Here is a 17,356-nt window from a genome sequence, read left to right as displayed (position 1 = left end):
GCGCAGGGCAAGAACATTGCGCGGCTGGCGGCGATTCGTGCCGGTTTGCCGGTGACGACAGCGGGGCTTTCGATCAACCGTTTCTGCAGTTCCGGTCTTCAGTCCATCGCCATTGCCGCCCAGCGGGTGGTGTCGGAGAAAGTACCGGCCATGGTGGCGGGTGGCGTCGAATCCATTTCCATGGTGCAGAACGAGAAGCTCAACAGCTTCCACGCTACCAACGATTGGCTGATGAAGAACAAGCCCGAGTTGTACCTGGCGATGATCGAAACCGCCGACATTGTAGCCCAGCGTTATGGCATTAGCCGTGAGGCCCAGGACGAGTACGCGTTGGTTTCCCAGCAGCGTACCGCTGCGGCCCAGGAGGCGGGTCGGTTTGACGATGAAATCGTGCCCTATGACGCTACCATGATGGTGAAAGACAAGGAGACGGGTGATGTCAGTTATAAGGACGTCACTTTGACTCGTGATGAATGCAACCGGCCCAACACTACCTTGGAAGGTCTGCAGGGCCTGAATCCGGTGCGCGGAGACAATCAGTTCGTCACCGCCGGTAACGCGTCCCAGCTGTCTGACGGCGCGTCTGTGTGCACGGTGATGAACAGCACCTACGCTGAGAAAAACAATATTGAGCCCATGGGTATCTTCCGTGGTTTTGCGGTGGCAGGCTGTGAGCCGGATGAGATGGGTATTGGCCCGGTTTTCGCGATTCCGCGCCTGTTGGAGCGGAATGGTCTTAAAATGGACGATATCGACCTGTGGGAGCTGAATGAAGCCTTCGCCTCACAGGTGGTTTACTGCCGTGATCGCCTGGGCATTCCCATGGAAAAGCTGAACGTCAACGGCGGCTCTATCTCCATTGGCCATCCCTACGGTGTCACGGGCTCCCGTCTGGCCGGTCATGCGCTGATTGAAGGCAAACGTCGTGGTGCCAGGTATGTGGTTGTGACCATGTGCATCGGCGGTGGCCAGGGCGCGGCTGGTTTGTTCGAGGTGGTGTAAGGTCGTGTGGTACAGAGCACCATCCGCATGAATTTATTCAGGAGCAGAACCATGAAAGATCTCAGCAAAAACTACATCAACGGCCAATGGCAGAACTGGAATGGTGAGACCATTGATGTCCACGAAGCGGCCACTGGCGACGTTATTGCCAGGGTCCCCGCCTCCGGTCGTGAGGAAATGGAGAAGGCCATCGCCGCCGCCAGTACGGCTTTCGAAAGCTGGTCGGAAAGCACGCTGGAAAAACGATTGCATGTGCTGGAGCAACTGCATGCCGGTCTGAAAGAACGGGCAGGTGAAATAGCCGAAACGGTGTGCCGGGAAGTGGGAATGCCCATTAAACTGGCCACCGGCATCCAGGCGGGGCTGCCGGCGACTATTACCAAAAGCTACCTGAAAATGCTGCCGGAATTCACCTTCGCCGAACAGGTCGGCAACTCCGAGGTGCAATACGCGCCGGTGGGCGTGGTGGGATGCATCACCCCCTGGAACTACCCCCTGCACCAGGTCATCCTCAAGGTGGTTCCGGCCATTGCCGCCGGTTGCACTGTAGTGCTCAAGCCGTCAGAAATCGCGCCCCAGAGTGCCTATATCCTGGCGGATATTCTGGCCCAGACAGACCTGCCCGAAGGTGTTTTCAACCTGGTCTGCGGCGAAGGCCACACGGTTGGCGACACACTCATCAAACACCCGGACGTCAATATGGTGTCGTTCACTGGCTCCACCCGCACTGGCAGCCTGATTGCCCACGCCGCTGCCGATGATTTCAAGCGCTTTGCCCTGGAGATGGGTGGCAAATCCGCCTCGGTTATCCTGTCGGATGCCGACCTGGCGAAAGCGGTCAAGGGAACCGTTAACAACTGCCTGCTGAACTCAGGCCAGACCTGCACCGCGCTGCCCCGCATGCTGGTACCGGCCCAGATGCATGACGAAGCCTGCGAGCTGGCCGCCAATGCGGTGGCGAAAATGACGCCGGGCAATCCGCTGGAAGAAACCACACGCCTGGGCCCGCTGGCCTCGGCCCAACAGCGCGACAAGGTCATCGACTTCATCAATATCGGTATCAAAGAAGGCGCCACCCTGGTTGCCGGCGGCCCGGAAGCACCGGAAGGCTGCGACAAGGGCTACTTCGTGAAGGCCACGGTGTTCGGTAACGTCAAACCCGACAGCCGCATCGCCCAGGAGGAAATTTTCGGCCCCGTGCTGTGCGTGATTCCCTACGAGGACGAAGCCGAGGCCATCGAGATCGCCAACGGCACGGCCTATGGCCTGTCCGGCGCCGTCTGGTCTGCCGATGATGCTCACGCGAAAAAAGTGGCAGGCAAACTGCGCACTGGGCAGGTGTTCGTCAACGGTGGGGACTTCAACCCGTTGGCGCCGTTTGGCGGCTTCGGCCACTCCGGTATTGGCCGTGAATTTGGCAAATGGGGACTTGAAGAGTTTCTGGAGGTGCGGTCCCTGCAGCTTTAAGCCTGCTAGTTGGCGGGCTGGGCCCGAGGTGGTGCCCTTTTCTTCTGGGAAAAATAACTCGCTTCGCTCAGACATCTTTTTCCCGGCAGAAAAGGGCCCCACCCCGTGCCTGACTGACTTTGGCGGATATGTCTCTGTTCAGGCCGTTCCGCCAAGCATCACACGAACAGCGGTACAGGCGTCCTCCAACTCCTCTTCACGGGGTTCGCGGCCGTTGATGATGTCGCTGTAAAGGCAGGATTCGGCCAGACGCACCATGAAGTAGGACAGGCTGTTGACGTTCAGAGGCGGATTAATGTGTCCGCCCGCAATCTGATCCCGAAGTGTGCGGGTGTTGGCCTCCACGGTACGGCTGTGAAGCGTGGACTGGGATGACGTCAGGATTTTGAGCGCGTACTCCGGATCTTCGCGGATAAACCGCCGCAAGGGTTCAGAGTGCAACAGGGTGGAATTAATGTGGCGGTATACCCCGACAACAAAGTCGACGCCGTTTCCCGGTGTCGCGCTCAGCGCCTCCAGCCTCAGGGGTTCGTAGAGTGACCAGAGCACTTCCCCCAGCAGCAAATCCTTGTTGCCAACCCAGCGAAACAGGGTGGCCCTGCCAATATTCAATTCCGCAGACAGCGATGCCAGATGAATTCGTTCACCTTTCAGCCACATTCTCCGTGCACGCCGGAAGGCATCTGCTGGTGTCGCCCTTGTTGTTGTTTTTTCTGTCACTGCAACCTCGTATCGGTACTCGATTTCATTCTAACGACAAAACAGGAAGCCCGCTATGAAGACCAGAATCACTGAATTGTTTGGTATCCGTCACCCAATTATTCAGGGTGGCATGCACCACGTTGGCTATGCGGAGCTGGCCGCCGCTGTCTCCAACGCCGGTGGTCTCGGTATTATCACCGGACTGACTCAGCCTACCCCGGAAGACCTGTCCAGGGAAATTGCACGTTGTGCCGAGATGACTGATCGGCCGTTCGGCGTTAACCTCACGTTTCTGCCGTCCTTCAAGGCGCCGCCCTACCCGGACTATATCCAGGCCATTATCGACGGCGGTGTGAAGGTGGTGGAGACGGCCGGGCGTAGCCCCGAGCAATACATGCCCCAGCTCAAAGCGGCCAGTATCAAGGTGATCCACAAATGCACGTCCGTGCGTCACGCCCTGAAGGCTGAAAAAATCGGTTGCGATGCTGTCAGCGTCGACGGCTTCGAATGTGGCGGCCATCCGGGCGAGGATGACATCCCTAATTTTATTTTGCTGCCCCGCGCCGCGGAAGAACTCACCATTCCATTTGTCGCGTCAGGCGGTATGGCGGATGGTCGCAGCCTGGTGGCGGCTATGGCACTGGGCGCTGATGGCATGAATATGGGCACCCGTTTTCTGGCGACCACAGACGCTCCCATCCATGACAACGTCAAGCAGGCCATTGTCGACGCGGACGAACTTCAGACCCGCCTCATTATGCGGAACCTCCGTAACACCGAGCGGGTAATGAACAATGCCGCCGTGGAAGAAATCATCCGCATCGAGCACGCGAAGGCTGGCTCCGAAACCATTGATGATATTCGTCATCTGGTGACCGGTGTGAAGGGCAGGCTGGTGCTTCAGGAAGGCAAGATGGATGAGGCAGCCTGGAGTTGTGGCATGGTGGCGGGGCTGATTCACGACATTCCCAGTTGTGAGGAACTGATTGGCCGCATTATGGATGAAGCAGACAATATTATCCGTCAACGCCTGCTGGGCAGCCTGGAGGCCTGATATCGGCGTGATACATTTGTGAACTTTTGGCTCTACACTGGTATCAACTAACGGTAATTTTCGAGCTTCCAGAGCCAGTAACTTATGACACGAAACGTACTGATTGTTGAGGATAACCCGGGTATCGGGGAGCTGGTGCGAATGCACGTGGCGGACCTTGGCATGAATGCTGTTCTCTGTGACCGAGGCGATACCGGGCTGGAGCGTTTTCGCGAAGGGGACATCGACCTGGTGGTGCTTGATCTGATGTTGCCTGGAATGGACGGTCTCTCGGTGTGTCGGGAGATTCGCTCCGGCCCCGGGTATGTGCCGGTGCTGATGCTGACAGCGAAAAGCACGGAGCTGGATCGTGTACTGGGGTTGGAGATGGGGGCGGACGATTACCTCACCAAACCCTTCAGCGTGGCCGAGCTGTCGGCACGGGTGAAAGCCCTGTTCCGGCGAGTGGACGCCATGTCGAGTTCGTCAGGCGAAACGTCCGGGCCCGAAGAGTTGGGTGAATTGGACACCGAAGGTTTGCGTATCGACCCGACCCGACGCCGAGTGTTTGTATGGGAACAGGAGGTGGAACTGACGGCCCGTGAGTTTGACCTGCTCTGGCACTTTGCCAGCCACCCGGGACGTGTATTCAGCCGGGTTCAGCTTCTGGACAAGGTCTGGGGCTATAACCACGAAGGCTATGAGCACACCGTCAATACCCACATTAACCGTCTGCGCGGGAAGATTGAGCAAGACCCGGCGCGGCCGGAGTTTATTGAAACCGTCTGGGGGGTGGGCTATCGCTTCCGGGACTGAACCATGCTGAAAACGCTCTACACGCGGCTGGCGTTAGGCCTTTTCCTGCTACTGTTGGCCGTTGGTCTGCTGTATACCTTTTTCAGCTTGTATTCCCTGCGGGAGTACAACGCGTCTGTTAATCAGGAACTGCACCGGGATCTGGCGAAAGATCTGGTGGCAGACAGGAATCTGGTCAGCGAAGGGGAGCTCGACCGCGGCGCCCTGAAAGAACTCTTTGCGCTGTACATGACCATCAACCCCAGCATTGAAATCTACCTGCTGGATTTGGACGGCACCATCCTCTCTTACTCCGCTGATCCGGCGAAGATCAAACGCAAGCAAGTCTCGCTCGAACCCATCCGCCGCCTGATGAACGATATGGACAGCTACCCGGTACTGGGCGACGACCCCCGCAGCCATGACCGGCAGAAAGTCTTTTCCGTAACGCCGGTGCCGTCGATAGACAATCCGGAAGGGTATCTCTACGTGGTGCTGCGTGGTGAGGAATATGACGCTGCGGAAACCATGGCCCGAGGTGGTCAGTTGGTGGAGCTGAGCGCCTGGGCTCTGATTATCAGTCTGGCGGTGGTGATGATTGCGGGGCTGGCGGTCTTCCGGCTGCTGACACGCCGGCTGACCTTGCTGACCCGGCTGGTGGAAGATTTCGAGCACAGTGACATGAGTCGACTGGCCCTACAGAGCACCTGGCGGGACCGGCGGCCAGTGGTGCGTGATGAAATTGACTACCTGGGCGCCACCTTTGACGACATGGCCAGCCGTATTGCATCCCAGATCGAACTGCTGACGGAAAAAGACGCCCAGCGCCGGCAACTGGTCGCCCAGGTCTCCCATGACTTGCGTACGCCGCTGGCCTCGATGCAGGGCTACATTGAAAGCCTCAAGCTCAGGCGCGATCGGCTGACAGCGGAAGAGCAGGACCGCTTCCTCGACATCGCCCTCAAGGAAGGCCGACGCCTGAGCCGCCTGGTGGACGAACTGTTTGAGCTTGCGGCTCTCGAGGCCCGGGAGAAACAGCCCGTGCCGGAACCCTTTCCGCTGGCCGAACTGGTGCACGATGTGGTCCAGAAGCACGGACAAGAGGCCAGCACGCGGCAACTGGACTTTGTGGTGGATGGGGATCCCGACCTGCCCCTGGCGTACGCGGACCTGGCCATGACCGAGCGGGTGCTGGACAACCTGATCGGCAATGCCATTGCCTACAGTCCCTCAGAGAGCCGTATTGAAGTGGTGTTCGGGCAGTCGGACGGACTGCCGCAGGTCTGCGTGCACGACAGTGGCCCGGGTATCCCAGAGCAGGACCTGCCTCACATTTTCGATCCTTTTTACCGTGGCGAATCGTCCGGCGGTTCCGGCCACGCCGGCCTGGGGCTGGCCATCGCCCGCAGAATCATGAGTCTTCAGGGCGGTGACATCAGCGTTGAGAACCGGAGTTCCGGTGGCGCATCTTTCTGCATACGCTTACCGATTGGGCCACCCAAATAGGCTGCCTGCATCCGTAATGATCTCTCCGGCGTTATACAAACGTAATAAACTGGAGAAAGTGGTGTGATGAATTCCGTGCAAACTGGTCACAGTTTTCAATAGGCAAGAGGTTAAGGTTATGAAACGGTATCTGTTACTGACGTCTGTCGCGGCAGCGATCGCACTGACCGGTTTCCAGGTTGGCGCTTCCAAGGGGACGGAATCAAAATACGCCCCGGATGATCCTAACCTGGCGGTTGCCACGTTCGCTGGCGGCTGCTTCTGGTGTGTGGAAGCGGCGTATGAAGAGAAAGTGCCCGGCGTTGTTGAGGCGGTGTCCGGCTATAGCGGCGGCGACGAGAAGAACCCGAACTATAAACAAGTAGCTGGTGGCCGTACCGGCCATACCGAGGCGGTGCAGGTCTACTACGATCCTGATGTCATCACCTACGAAGGTTTGCTCCAAGGTCTTTGGCGCACCGCCAACCCCACCGACGTGAAGGGCCAGTATGTGGACCGGGGCAAACAGTACCGGCCGGCGATTTTCTATCACAACGAAGCCCAGAAGCGCGCAGCCGAGGCCTCGATAAAAGCACTGGAAGAGTCCGGTCGTTACGATCATCCGGTCAAGATTGAAGTGGTTCCTTTCGAAGCGTTCTACGACGCCGAGGAATACCATCAGGACTACTACAAGAAGAACCCGGTGCGGTACCAGTTCTACACCTTCAACTCCGGCCGCTACCAGTTTATCGAAAAGGTCTGGGGCGAAGACGAGAAAGTGGATTACGCTCAATACCGTCCCGAGAACAACGGGGGTTCCGCGCAGGCGACTGTCAACAAAGCGTCTGAAGGCAATGCCGGCATGAACCTCAGCCGGGTTGAGGCGTTCAATCCAGACACGTTCACCAAGCCTGACGCCAAAACCCTCAAGGCACGGTTGACCGAGGAACAGTACGAAATTACCCAGGAGGATGGCACCGAGCCTGCCTACCAAAACGAGTATTACGATGAAAAACGGGCCGGCATTTACGTGGACGTTGTGTCCGGCGAGCCGCTGTTCTCCTCCCGTGACAAGTACAAGTCCAACACAGGTTGGCCCAGCTTTACCAAGCCGATCAGCCCGGACATGGTGGTGGAGAAAGAGGACAACAGCTTCTTCATGACCCGCACGGAGATCCGTAGCCGCTATGCGGATTCCCATCTCGGGCATGTGTTCAACGACGGCCCGGCGCCAACGGGGTTGCGTTACTGCATGAACTCCGCCGCGCTCCGGTTCATCCCGTTGGAGAACATGGAGAAGGAAGGTTACGGTGCGTTGATCAGCGAAGTGGAAAAAACCAGCCGTACCGCATCCAACTAAGGAAATGCGTTACAGCCAGAGATCCCGGATGGGGGTCTCTGGCGAAAAGTGGTGCTGGACCTGCGCCATCAGCAATTCGGCGCTGGCCAGCGCATCCACCAGGGCATTGTGCGGTGGGTAGTGTGGCAGCCCATATCGTAGCCGGCTGTCTGCCAGCCGAATCGAGATCGGCTGTTGGCCTTTCAATTTCTGCCACCAAGAGCGTTTCCGGTTGGGATGCAGGTAGGCTTCAATGGCCATGGTATCCATCACCGGGAAGCGGATTTCCTCTCCGATTCTCCATTTCAGCGCCATATTCAGGAACGGACGTTCGATGTTGCGGTAGTGCACTACTGGTATCCGACCGGCCAGGCTTTTCAGAATCTCGTCCAGAACGTCGTCCAGATCAGGGGCCTTGTCAATATCGGTATGGGTTATGCCATGTATCGTGACAGAGGTCTGGTGTAGCGGCAGTTGCGGCTTTACCAGCCAGTGTCGGGAACCCCCAAGTTGCACCCGGCCGAGTGTGAATGGCACCACGCCAATACTGACGATGGAGTGCTTGTCTGGGTCCAGGCCGGTGGTTTCGAAATCCACAGCGACAAACGGGACGTCGTTCAGAGCCGTTTCGGGCGCCACACAACCTGCCTCGTAGAAAGCCTTCAGGCGCGGGTCTTTCGTTTGTGTTGCCAGTTCCCGGTAGTGTTCGGGCCAGGACACAGTGTCGATCAGTTTTGCCTTGCCATCAGACATTCCGGGCCGCCTGGGGGTTATAGCGGAACTTGAGGAACTTTTGTGCCTGACTGACCACCTGAAAAGCGTCTTTCAGGTGGCTGCGCTCAAACGGCGAAAGGTCTTCCGGCCGCACATTGTTGTCCGGCTCTCTACCTGCTTCGATGGAGAGGGCCTGATGTCGAATGCGCACAATCGCAATGAACTCGAAGGCGTCCCGAAGGTTATCAACGCCATCTTCCGGGATCAGTTTGGTTTGCCCAATGGCCTTGAGCCGGTTGAAGGTATTCTGCGCCCGTGATCCGCAGGCCAGGGCATGCACCCGGATCAGATCCGACACCGGTGCCGTGCCGCGGCGCTTCAGGTTGAAAGTCTTGGCTTGCTTGCCGCTTTCCTCCATCACAAAGGTCCGGAAAAATCCCAGCGGTGGCGTTCGGTTGAGTGCGTTGCGGGCGAGCATGGCCAGGAATCGCTGGCTATTGCTCGCCTTTTCCGCAATGAAGGTTTTCAGCTCTTCGGTGTATTCTGTGCGGCCGTGGATGCCGTCCAGGTCAAAGAAGATATTGCTGTTGAGCAACGCCTCCGCCTTGGGATTTTCGATCCAGTCGGCGAAGTACTCCTTCCATACCCGCAGCGGTTGTCGCCACTTCTGGTTGGTGGCCATGATATCGCCGGTGCAGTAACTGTAGCCGCACTCAGCCAGACCATCGCTGACAAACTTTGCCAGCGCCAGGAAATACTCGTCATGCTGGGCGGGATCGAAACTGTCGTCCAGCACCATGGCGTTATCCTGGTCGGTGACGACAAGTTGCTCGTCCCGGGCCATGGAGCCGAGTGCCATAAAACAATAAGGCACGGGGGGCGGCCCCAGTTTCTCCTCGCCCAGCTCAAGCAGCCGTTGGCTGAAGGTACGCCCGATGCCAGCCATGGCACTGCCGATCATATGGGAATTGGCGTCTTCACGAACCATGCGTACGAAGGTGTTGGGTACCTCCTTGCTCAGGCGCTTCAGGCCCTTCACATCCTGCTGATGATAGATGTTACTGACCAGATACAGGCTGCTCTGGGACTCGTGTTTGACGATGTCCGACAGTGCAATGACGCCCCGCACCTTGTCACCTTCCATCACAGGCAGGTGGTGCACGTTGTTGTGCAGCATGGTCAGCATGGCTTCGAAAATGAAGGCGTTGGAACGGGTGGTGATCAGCTCTTCCGTCATAATGTCGCTGATGGGTGTTTCCGACGGCAGTGCCTCGCAGAGGGCGCGGGTGCGCAGGTCGCGGTCGGTAATGATGCCTGAAAGCCGGGGCTGTTTGCCGCTCTCGTCCATCAGCAGGAGGGCCGACACACCCCGTTCCGTCATGATTCGAGCGGCCTCCTGAAGGCGCACGGTATTGGGTGCCATCACGGGCTCGCGGGAAATTAGCCGGGTCACCCTTGCGGTCATCGGTTGATTCGATTTCTCCCGCCGCGAGAGCGCTGACCGCAGACGTGAATGGTCCTCAGTTTCGACAAAATCAGTGAAGTTATCGTCGTTTTCCCACAAATATTGAAATATTTCGTCGGGAATCAGGTAGATCAGGGAGTCTTCAATGGTCTTGGCCGGAAACCGTACGGTTTTGTTCGTTAGCAAGCCAAACTGACCGAAAATCTCACCTTCGGTAATGCGGTTGTATAGCTCGCCAGAGCGACGATAAATCTCGACGGCACCGCTGCGAACGTAATGCAGGTACGTGTTTCGTTCGCCCAGCGTGAGGATGTCCGTGCCGGCTCGGAAATAGGCGATTTCGATGCCGGAGACGACGCGGTCCAGGACATTCTCCGGCATCTCGTCAAACGGAGCGTGCTGGGCCAGGTGGTTGCGTATCTCGATCAGCTCTGCCTGCATTGCTCGCTTCCTTTTCGCGCCGGTTACGCCTGTAGATTTTATTACGCAATATAGCAGTGGCGCTGTTTTACAGCCATGATGTTGGGCAAGATGACGATGGCTTACACATAAGAGGATGGGTTTTGTCTGCGATTCATACACTGGTTCTTGGGGGCATTCGGTCCGGCAAAACCGCGCTGGCGGAACGCATTGCCAGCGCCGCCGGTTTACCCGTGGTCTATGTTGCAACGGCGACCGCCGACGACGAAGAAATGACCCGGCGGGTGGCCCGTCACCGGCAGAATCGGCCGCCGGAATGGGGGTTGGCAGAGGAACCCTTGAAGCTGGCCTCCCTGCTGGATGGTTACACCAGGGAACCACAGCCATCGTTGTTGCTAGTGGATTGCATGAGCCTGTGGGTGAGCAACCTGTTGTTTGCCGGCGACGAGGTGTTTGCCCATGAGCGTGCCGCCTTCCTGCGGGCACTGGAGAACTACCCGGGCCAAATCGTGATTGTCAGTAATGAAGTGGGCCTGGGTACCATTGGCATGGACCCGCTCACCCGCCGTTTCTGCGATGAACTGGGTTGGCTCAACCAGGATCTTGCCGCCTGCTGTGAGCGGGTGCTGATGAGCGTGGCGGGGCTGCCGCAAACGTTGAAAGGCTGATTACCCGCCGTGCGTTTGCAGGCAACTGAGCAGGCCATGCTCCGATTCGTCCACGCGGATACGGCTGCGGCAGGCATAGGGGACGGTTAGCGCTGAAAAAGAGCGTTCAGTGGGGATACCCATTACCTCCGCCAGGAGCATGCGGATCACGCCGCCATGGCACACCACGAGCACCCGCTTTCCTGCCGCTTGCGTTTGCCAGTCCTGCCAGGCGCTGCTGACCCTCTGCCGGAATTCGGTGATGGCCTCACCACCGGGCGGAGGATAACGAACCGGGTCGCGCCAGAAGCGGGTCAGCGCCTCGGGCGTATCGGCCATGATGCTCTCGGAAGTTCTGCCCTCCCAATCACCGAACGCAATCTCCCGCAGCCGTGGCTCCTGGTGCAATGGAATCTGACGTTGCTCAGCCAACTGTTCCGCGAAGAGGCGACAGCGCAGCAGTGGGGAGGTGATGATCACATCCCACTGATCGTCGTCCCTGATAGCCGCGTTCATCTGTTGCCAGCCGGTGTCGCTCAGTGCGTCATCCTTGCTGCCCCGAAACATGGGCCCGCCGGCAGGTTCGCCATGGCGGATCAGGTCGAAAAACGTGATGGTGTTCTGGTTGTTGGTCATCCGGTTTCAGTTCCCTTCCTTGTCGGTCACGCCAGCATCCGCGAAGCTGGCCATCTGGTTGTGCAGGGCACAGGCACTGCGAAGCAGCGGAACCGCCACCGCAGCGCCGCTGCCTTCACCCAGGCGCATGCCCAGATCCAGCAACGGCCTGGCATCCAGTGCGTCCAGCACCGCCTGATGCCCCGGTTCCGCCGAACGGTGCGCGAACAGTAGCCATTCCCGGAGATTCGGCTGTTGGCGCACGGCGACCAGCGCCGCGACGGAAACGATAAATCCATCCACCAGCACGGGAATGCCGCGTGCTGCACTACCCATAATGGCACTTGCCAGCGCGGCAATCTCGAACCCGCCGAGGGAGGCCAGCACGGTCAGCGAATCTCGATTATTGCCATGCTTGGCGAGCGCACGGGCGATGACCTCGCACTTTCGAGACACGCCGGCTGCATCCAGCCCCGTGCCCGGCCCGGCCAGATTTTCCGGGCTTTGTTCCAGCAACGCGCAGGCAATAGCGGTGGCACTGGTGGTATTGCCGATACCCATATCGCCACCCATAAACAGTCGGCACCCGTCATCCGCGGCGCGGGCGGCGGCCTTGTCACCGCTGGCCAGCGCTTGTTCAAGCTGATTTGGTGTCATTGCATCGGTTGTGGCCAGATTGGCGGTGCCCGCGGCGATCTGCTCATCGCGCACATCGGTCAATGGCGGAACGTCGCCGACGGTTCCGAGATTCACCACTTCCAGAGAGGCCCCCAGTTCCCGAGCCAACACGCTGATAGCCGCGCCACCGCTGGCAAAGTTGGCAATCATCTGGGCGGTAACTTCCTGGGGATACGCGGAGATGCCCTCGGCACAGACGCCGTGATCTGCCGCGAAAACAGCAATACGGACAGGATCGACCTGTGGTTGTTGCGTGCGCTGAAGGCCCGCCAGTGTGATCGCCACGTCTTCCAACTGCCCCAGAGACCCCCGGGGCTTGGTGAGCACTTGTTGGCGTTGCCGTGCCCGCTCAGAAAACTGGGTGTCGGAGCTTGGCAACGGCTGTGTCCAGCAGGAAGGCAGCGGCATGGTTGGGTCCTGAGATCGCAAAGTGTTGGGAGTCGAAGATGGTCTACCCGGCCTGAAAAAGTGTCAAGGATAGCAGTCACTCGGTTAGACTTCCTTTCGATCACGACAACTCACCGCCCGCTCGAAGAGACACTGCTGATTTGAATGCCTTCATTCTCGCCGTGACCGCTTGTTTTATCGCCGTTGTATTGGACCGCTGGCTGGGTGAACCGCGCCGGTGGCACCCGCTTGTTGGTTTTGGGCATGTCGCCGCCTTCCTGGAGCAGAGATTGAATCGGCTACCTGAGCGAATGGCGCGATCGATGGTACTCGGGTTCCTGGCCCTGTTAATCGTTGTGATACTTGTGTTGGCGGTAGCCGAGTGGCTGCGCTGGTGGTTGGGGAGCTGGGAATACTTGCTGGTTCAGGCTGTGGTGTTGTATTTCGCCCTGTCCATTCGTGGCCTGACGGAGCACGGCCGGGCAGTGTCTGACGCGTTGCATGGGGGCGACCTTGAGAAAGCCCGCGCGCAGGTCGGTCGTATCGTCAGTCGTGATGCATCGGCGCTTGATGATAATGGCGTCGCAACAGCCGCGACCGAGTCCATGCTGGAAAACGGCGCGGACGCGGTATTTGCCAGCCTGTTCTGGTTCCTCGTGGCCGGTGTGCCGGGCGTTCTGCTTCACCGGTTGGTGAACACCCTGGATGCCATGTGGGGGTATCGCAATGATCGCTACCGGTATTTCGGCCGCGCTGCGGCGAGGCTGGACGATGTATTGAACTGGGCACCCGCTCGCCTCACGGCGCTGACCTACAGCCTGCTTGGCGATGTCCGTAGCGGTTTTCGTTGCTGGCGGACACAGGCCCCGGCCTGGGACAGCCCGAATGCCGGCCCAGTGATGGCTGCAGGAGCCGGGGCCTTGAGGGTTGTACTCGGTGGCCCTGCGCCCTACGCCTCGGGCATCAAGCAACGACCCACGCTCGGTGAAGGTGAGCCGGCATCGGCTGAGACCATCGACGGGGCTATCCGACTGGTCCAACGCGGCGTGTGGTTGTGGCTCGGACTGTTGGTAGCCGTAGCCATTATCGGATGGATAGCCAGCGCCTCTCCTTGACGGTGTCAGCCTGCCGCTTCCGGTTCCCGTGTTTCGCTGGCCGGTATGGTCAACATCAGCAGGAAGCCAATCACCAGGAACACCAGGATGGTGCTCATGCCCCAGCGCTGGCTGTCGGTGACGGCCGTGACCCAGCCCACCAGCAGCGGGCCGGCAAACGCGGTGGCTTTGCCAGAGAACGCGAACAGGCCGAACATCTGCGTTTGCAGGTGCGGCGGCGCAATGCGGGCCAGGTGGGAACGGCTGGCGGACTGCAACGGCCCCACGAAGATGCCCAGGATCATGCCCCATACCCAGAACGCGGTGGCGCCATCCACCACCAGAATGGCCAGGGCACTGCAGCCCAGCCCCACCAGTGACAGCAGGATGGTATTCCGCCCGCCCAGGGCATCATCCACCCAGGCGAAGCCCAAGGCGCCGAGGCCGGCGGTGACGTTCAGCGCGATGGCGAATTGCAGCACTTCCGTGGACCCCATATTGAACGTACCCGCCGCGTACACCCCGCCGAAGGTGAAGATGGTGGCCAGGCCATCGGTGTAGAGCATGCGGGCGATCAGGAAGCGCACGATGTCCTTGTACTGGCGAACGTGGGCGATGGACTCCTTCAGTTGCCGGAACCCGGCGCGGGTGGCGGCGGCAAGTCCCAGGCCGGTGGATGGGCGGTCCGGAACAAAGATAAAGGCCGGCAGGGCGAACACCAGGTACCACACCGCTACCAGCACAAAAGTGGCACGCACGTGCTCGGCGTTGTCGCGATTGAGATCGAACAGGCTGGCATCGGCCTCGATAAAGCCATACAGCGCCACGATAAGGCTCAGCACGCCCCCGGTGTAACCCAGCCCCCAGGCCCAGCCTGACCAGCGCCCGGTTCGCGCCGGGCTTGCGAGATCCGGTAGCATGGAATTGTAGAAAATGAACGCGAATTCGGCGCCGAGTGTACCCAGCCCCACCCACAGTGCTGCGTTCCAGAACTGGTTCTGCTCCGGCGTGACCGTCCACAACATGGCGCAGGAGACCACACAAAGCAGAGTGAAGCTGATAAACCAGGGCTTACGGCGGCCCGACTGGTCGGCGATGGCCCCCAATATCGGCGCCAGAATTGCGATGAACACGCCGGCAATGCCAACGATGTTGCCCCAGGCTGCCGTGCCCTTCACCTCGTCCTGCACCACCGACACGCTGAAGTACTGGGCGAAGACAAAAGTCAGAATGATGGTGAAAAAAGCGCTGTTGGCCCAGTCGTACAGCGCCCAGGACCAGAGCGCGCGTTTGTCTTCCGGCTTGCCCTGTGGGGGGGCGACAGGCGATTGCGATGACATGTGGGGCTGGGCTCCTGATCCTTGCAAGGTAAATCCGTGCAGTGATTGTCGCCATTATCGCCACAAATGCACAGCCCCGCGGGGTTAAACCCTCTTCAGGTTCCGTGATTCGTGGTCCAGCAACCACGCTTTGCGTTCCAGGCCGCCGGCGTAGCCCGTCAACGTACCATTGGCTCCGATCACCCGGTGACAGGGAATCAGAATGGCAATGGGGTTGAGGGCGTTGGCGCGAGCCACAGCACGTACCGCCTTCGGGTTGCCTAACGTGGTTGCCAGCGCGCTGTAGGAGCGGTGCTCACCCGCTGGAATCCCAGTCAGTCCCTGCCAGACCTGCTGTTGGAACTCGGTGCCGGTCAAGCGGATGTCCTTCCACGGCAGGGGCTTGATCACCCCGGAGAAGTAGGCGTCCAGCCATTCGATAATGGTTCCGGGGGCGCCGTCCTGCTGCTCGCGCCACTCAGGCTGACGGAACCGGCGGTTTTGCAGCATATGCATGCGCTCTTCGTTGTCGTCGAAGTCCAGGTGCACCAGTTTCTCATCCACCGTTGCCAGGCTCAGAGGGCCAACGGGGCTGGGAAATCTGCTGACATGAATTTGAGTTGTCATGGTGTGGTCTCCTGCCGGGGTGGATGGGCGTTCAGTGATGTCCACAGGTACTGCGCAGCGTAAGCCCGCCATGGCCGCCAGCGCTCGGCATGGCGAGTCAGGGCTTTGGCGTCTTGCGGGCCGCCCAGGTGGCTCGCGGCCTTGAGTATGCCCAGGTCGCTGGCGGGAAATGCGTCCGGATCTCCCAGGCCGCGCAGGGCCAGGTACTGGAGTGTCCAGGGGCCGATGCCCCGCATGGATGCCAATTGCGCCAACAGGTCGTTGCCATCCTGTTCGGCAAAACCGGGTTCGGCGAACCGGGCGGTGATTCGGGCCAGGGTGTCTGCACGGCTGCCGGGCATGCCGAGTGTGTTCAACGGCTGGCCGACGAGTGCCGCCGGTTCCGGGAATCTATGGGTAATGCCCGTGCCCCTGGCAAGGTCGTCGGGAAGGGGCTGGCCATAACGAGCCACCAGCCGCCCGGCCAGGGTTCGCGCCGCAGAGATGGACACCTGCTGACCCAGGATGGCCCGAACAGAAAACTCAAACCGCTCCCAGCTGCCCGGAACGCGCAGGCCGGGATGCTGTGTGACCAGGGGTTCCATTAGCGGGTCCCGGGCCAGATGTTCGCTGATGCCAGGCAGGTCCGCATCCAGATCGAGCAAACGGCGTATCCGCGCACTCACCTCCAGAATGGACTGCCGCGCCGGCCCACGAAGGATAACCTGCACCCCCGGGGGATGGTCACTTGGGCGGCAGATCACCAGCCCCGGTTGCCCAGCAATGCAGAGCGATCGTGCGTAGTGGTGCGCGCCGACCGCTTCCAGGCCCGGAATGGCTCGCGCCCGAAAGAACGCCAGTAACTGCTCACTGTCGAAGGGCGGGCGGGCTCGCAGGAACAGAACCAGGTCGTCGTGTGCCGGCAAGAAAGGGTTTTCTGCACTGTGTTGCGTGGCTTTGAGTGACGACTTCAGGCCTCTGCGGAATGCCGTTGGTGCATTACCGTAGGCTTGCTTCAGGGTGTGATTGAAGCGGCGCAGGCTGCTGAAACCGGCAATTTCTGCGATTTCCGTCATGCTCAGGTTGCTGTCGACAATCAGCTGCCGGGCCCGCAACAAACGCCGGGCCTGGGCATGTTGTTGTGGGGTGGCGCCAGTGTGGCGTTTGTAAAGCTGGCGCAGGTAGCGGTCGGTAATGCCCAGCCGTTCGGCCAGATTCGCCACGGAGCCGTTATCCAGGGCACCTTCGCTCACCAGCCGCACCGCCCGGGCCACGGTGGTATGAACCCCCGCTGCGGCCGGGCTACCGGGTGCCGCTTCCGGCCGGCACCGCAGGCAGGGGCGAAAGCCGTTGGCCATGGCCGTTTCCGCAGACGGGTAAAAACGCACATTCCCGCGCTTGGGCGTCACCGCCGGGCAAATGGGGCGGCAGAAAATCCCGGTGGTCAACACGGCAGTGTAGAAGCGACCGTCGAAACGGGCATCCCGGGTTTTTAGTGCCTGGTAGCAAAGATCATCCGTTAATGTGTCCATAACCGAAAGTGTACCAGCGAAACCCGAAAAAACTCGCCGGATTCGGAACTGATAGT

General features: G+C 59.7%; 16 protein-coding genes. 8 read left to right on the top strand and 8 right to left on the bottom strand.

The genetic code is table 11. The features are described 5' to 3' along the window. Both MDG893_RS06440 and MDG893_RS06435 read left to right on the top strand, forming a co-directional pair. Positions 1–1,002 (top strand): acetyl-CoA C-acyltransferase (locus tag MDG893_RS06440; protein ID WP_007152931.1); only part of this gene is annotated, 1,002 nt, incomplete at its 5' end. A gap of 51 nt (positions 1,003–1,053) precedes the next feature. After that, positions 1,054–2,469: an aldehyde dehydrogenase family protein gene (locus tag MDG893_RS06435; RefSeq protein ID WP_007152930.1), complete on the top strand. Its 1,416-nt coding sequence runs from the start codon at positions 1,054–1,056 to the stop codon at positions 2,467–2,469. A 138-nt stretch (positions 2,470–2,607) separates the two neighbouring features. Here the strand turns inward: MDG893_RS06435 and MDG893_RS06430 are convergent, their stop codons facing one another. Then, positions 2,608–3,129 (bottom strand): QsdR family transcriptional regulator, encoded by a 522-nt coding sequence (locus MDG893_RS06430; RefSeq protein ID WP_007152929.1) that lies wholly within the window; start codon positions 3,127–3,129, stop codon positions 2,608–2,610. Positions 3,130–3,244: 115 nt separating this feature from the next. Here MDG893_RS06430 and MDG893_RS06425 point away from each other — a divergent pair, with 115 nt between their 5' ends. The 4 genes from MDG893_RS06425 to msrB all read left to right on the top strand — a co-directional run bounded on the left by MDG893_RS06425 (position 3,245) and on the right by msrB (position 7,844). Beyond that, positions 3,245–4,225, top strand: coding sequence for an NAD(P)H-dependent flavin oxidoreductase (locus MDG893_RS06425; protein ID WP_007152928.1), 981 nt, complete (start codon positions 3,245–3,247; stop codon positions 4,223–4,225). A gap of 84 nt (positions 4,226–4,309) precedes the next feature. Continuing rightward, positions 4,310–5,020, top strand: coding sequence for a response regulator transcription factor (locus MDG893_RS06420; protein WP_007152927.1), 711 nt, complete (start codon positions 4,310–4,312; stop codon positions 5,018–5,020). A 3-nt stretch (positions 5,021–5,023) separates the two neighbouring features. Next, the gene (locus MDG893_RS06415) at positions 5,024–6,505 is read left to right on the top strand and encodes a sensor histidine kinase (protein ID WP_007152926.1); all 1,482 of its coding nucleotides are present in this window, start codon (positions 5,024–5,026) and stop codon (positions 6,503–6,505) included. A gap of 118 nt (positions 6,506–6,623) precedes the next feature. Beyond that, complete coding sequence (gene msrB / locus MDG893_RS06410) at positions 6,624–7,844, top strand: peptide-methionine (R)-S-oxide reductase MsrB (RefSeq protein WP_007152925.1); 1,221 nt, start codon at positions 6,624–6,626, stop codon at positions 7,842–7,844. Between the two features lie 9 nt (positions 7,845–7,853). Here the strand turns inward: msrB and MDG893_RS06405 are convergent, their stop codons facing one another. Together MDG893_RS06405 and MDG893_RS06400 are read right to left on the bottom strand one after the other, a co-directional pair. Beyond that, positions 7,854–8,576, bottom strand: a complete 723-nt coding sequence (locus MDG893_RS06405; protein ID WP_007152924.1) for a 3'-5' exonuclease — start codon at positions 8,574–8,576, stop codon at positions 7,854–7,856. Further along, on the bottom strand, positions 8,569–10,443 hold the full coding sequence (locus MDG893_RS06400) for a putative nucleotidyltransferase substrate binding domain-containing protein (protein WP_007152923.1): 1,875 nt from the start codon (positions 10,441–10,443) through the stop codon (positions 8,569–8,571). Before MDG893_RS06400 ends, MDG893_RS06405 begins: the two co-directional genes overlap by 8 nt. Positions 10,444–10,574: 131 nt before the next feature. Between MDG893_RS06400 and cobU the strand changes: the two genes are divergently transcribed. Then, a complete protein-coding gene (gene cobU, locus MDG893_RS06395; RefSeq protein ID WP_040474373.1) occupies positions 10,575–11,090 on the top strand; it encodes a bifunctional adenosylcobinamide kinase/adenosylcobinamide-phosphate guanylyltransferase in 516 nt (171 codons plus the stop codon). On the opposite strand, the gene MDG893_RS06390 is transcribed toward cobU, so the two are convergent. Both MDG893_RS06390 and cobT read right to left on the bottom strand, forming a co-directional pair. After that, on the bottom strand, positions 11,091–11,705 hold the full coding sequence (locus tag MDG893_RS06390; RefSeq protein WP_007152921.1) for a histidine phosphatase family protein: 615 nt from the start codon (positions 11,703–11,705) through the stop codon (positions 11,091–11,093). Positions 11,706–11,711: 6 nt separating this feature from the next. Next, the gene (gene cobT / locus MDG893_RS06385; RefSeq protein ID WP_007152920.1) at positions 11,712–12,770 is read right to left on the bottom strand and encodes a nicotinate-nucleotide--dimethylbenzimidazole phosphoribosyltransferase; all 1,059 of its coding nucleotides are present in this window, start codon (positions 12,768–12,770) and stop codon (positions 11,712–11,714) included. A 152-nt stretch (positions 12,771–12,922) separates the two neighbouring features. Here cobT and cbiB point away from each other — a divergent pair, with 152 nt between their 5' ends. Continuing rightward, positions 12,923–13,864, top strand: coding sequence for an adenosylcobinamide-phosphate synthase CbiB (gene cbiB, locus MDG893_RS06380; protein WP_244264396.1), 942 nt, complete (start codon positions 12,923–12,925; stop codon positions 13,862–13,864). 5 nt (positions 13,865–13,869) lie between these two features. On the opposite strand, the gene MDG893_RS06375 is transcribed toward cbiB, so the two are convergent. The 3 genes from MDG893_RS06375 to MDG893_RS06365 form a co-directional block, all read right to left on the bottom strand. Beyond that, the gene (locus MDG893_RS06375; RefSeq protein ID WP_007152918.1) at positions 13,870–15,183 is read right to left on the bottom strand and encodes an MFS transporter; all 1,314 of its coding nucleotides are present in this window, start codon (positions 15,181–15,183) and stop codon (positions 13,870–13,872) included. A gap of 84 nt (positions 15,184–15,267) precedes the next feature. After that, positions 15,268–15,789, bottom strand: a complete 522-nt coding sequence (locus MDG893_RS21295; RefSeq protein WP_007152917.1) for a methylated-DNA--[protein]-cysteine S-methyltransferase — start codon at positions 15,787–15,789, stop codon at positions 15,268–15,270. Continuing rightward, positions 15,786–17,300 carry a DNA-3-methyladenine glycosylase 2 gene (locus MDG893_RS06365; RefSeq protein ID WP_007152916.1) on the bottom strand — a complete coding sequence of 505 codons (1,515 nt, stop codon included), beginning with the start codon at positions 17,298–17,300 and terminating at the stop codon, positions 15,786–15,788. The genes MDG893_RS21295 and MDG893_RS06365 overlap by 4 nt, the downstream gene beginning before the upstream one ends. Positions 17,301–17,356 lie beyond the last annotated feature (56 nt).

This window comes from Marinobacter algicola DG893, assembly GCF_000170835.1.
GTDB lineage: Bacteria > Pseudomonadota > Gammaproteobacteria > Pseudomonadales > Oleiphilaceae > Marinobacter > Marinobacter algicola.
Note: the sequence above shows the minus strand (reverse complement) of the source record. Positions and strands in the feature narration are given on the sequence as shown.

Excerpts from the sequence above, each read along its gene's own strand:
- MDG893_RS06435 (WP_007152930.1), top strand. The coding sequence starts at position 1,054 with ATGAAAGATCTCAGCAAAAACTACATCAACGGCCAATGGCAGAACTGG.
- MDG893_RS06430 (WP_007152929.1), bottom strand. The coding sequence starts at position 3,129 with ATGTGGCTGAAAGGTGAACGAATTCATCTGGCATCGCTGTCTGCGGAA.
- MDG893_RS06425 (WP_007152928.1), top strand. The coding sequence starts at position 3,245 with ATGAAGACCAGAATCACTGAATTGTTTGGTATCCGTCACCCAATTATT.
- MDG893_RS06420 (WP_007152927.1), top strand. The coding sequence starts at position 4,310 with ATGACACGAAACGTACTGATTGTTGAGGATAACCCGGGTATCGGGGAG.
- MDG893_RS06415 (WP_007152926.1), top strand. The coding sequence starts at position 5,024 with ATGCTGAAAACGCTCTACACGCGGCTGGCGTTAGGCCTTTTCCTGCTA.
- msrB (WP_007152925.1), top strand. The coding sequence starts at position 6,624 with ATGAAACGGTATCTGTTACTGACGTCTGTCGCGGCAGCGATCGCACTG.
- MDG893_RS06405 (WP_007152924.1), bottom strand. The coding sequence starts at position 8,576 with ATGTCTGATGGCAAGGCAAAACTGATCGACACTGTGTCCTGGCCCGAA.
- MDG893_RS06400 (WP_007152923.1), bottom strand. The coding sequence starts at position 10,443 with ATGCAGGCAGAGCTGATCGAGATACGCAACCACCTGGCCCAGCACGCT.
- MDG893_RS06390 (WP_007152921.1), bottom strand. The coding sequence starts at position 11,705 with ATGACCAACAACCAGAACACCATCACGTTTTTCGACCTGATCCGCCAT.
- cobT (WP_007152920.1), bottom strand. The coding sequence starts at position 12,770 with ATGCCGCTGCCTTCCTGCTGGACACAGCCGTTGCCAAGCTCCGACACC.
- MDG893_RS06375 (WP_007152918.1), bottom strand. The coding sequence starts at position 15,183 with ATGTCATCGCAATCGCCTGTCGCCCCCCCACAGGGCAAGCCGGAAGAC.
- MDG893_RS21295 (WP_007152917.1), bottom strand. The coding sequence starts at position 15,789 with ATGACAACTCAAATTCATGTCAGCAGATTTCCCAGCCCCGTTGGCCCT.
- MDG893_RS06365 (WP_007152916.1), bottom strand. The coding sequence starts at position 17,300 with ATGGACACATTAACGGATGATCTTTGCTACCAGGCACTAAAAACCCGG.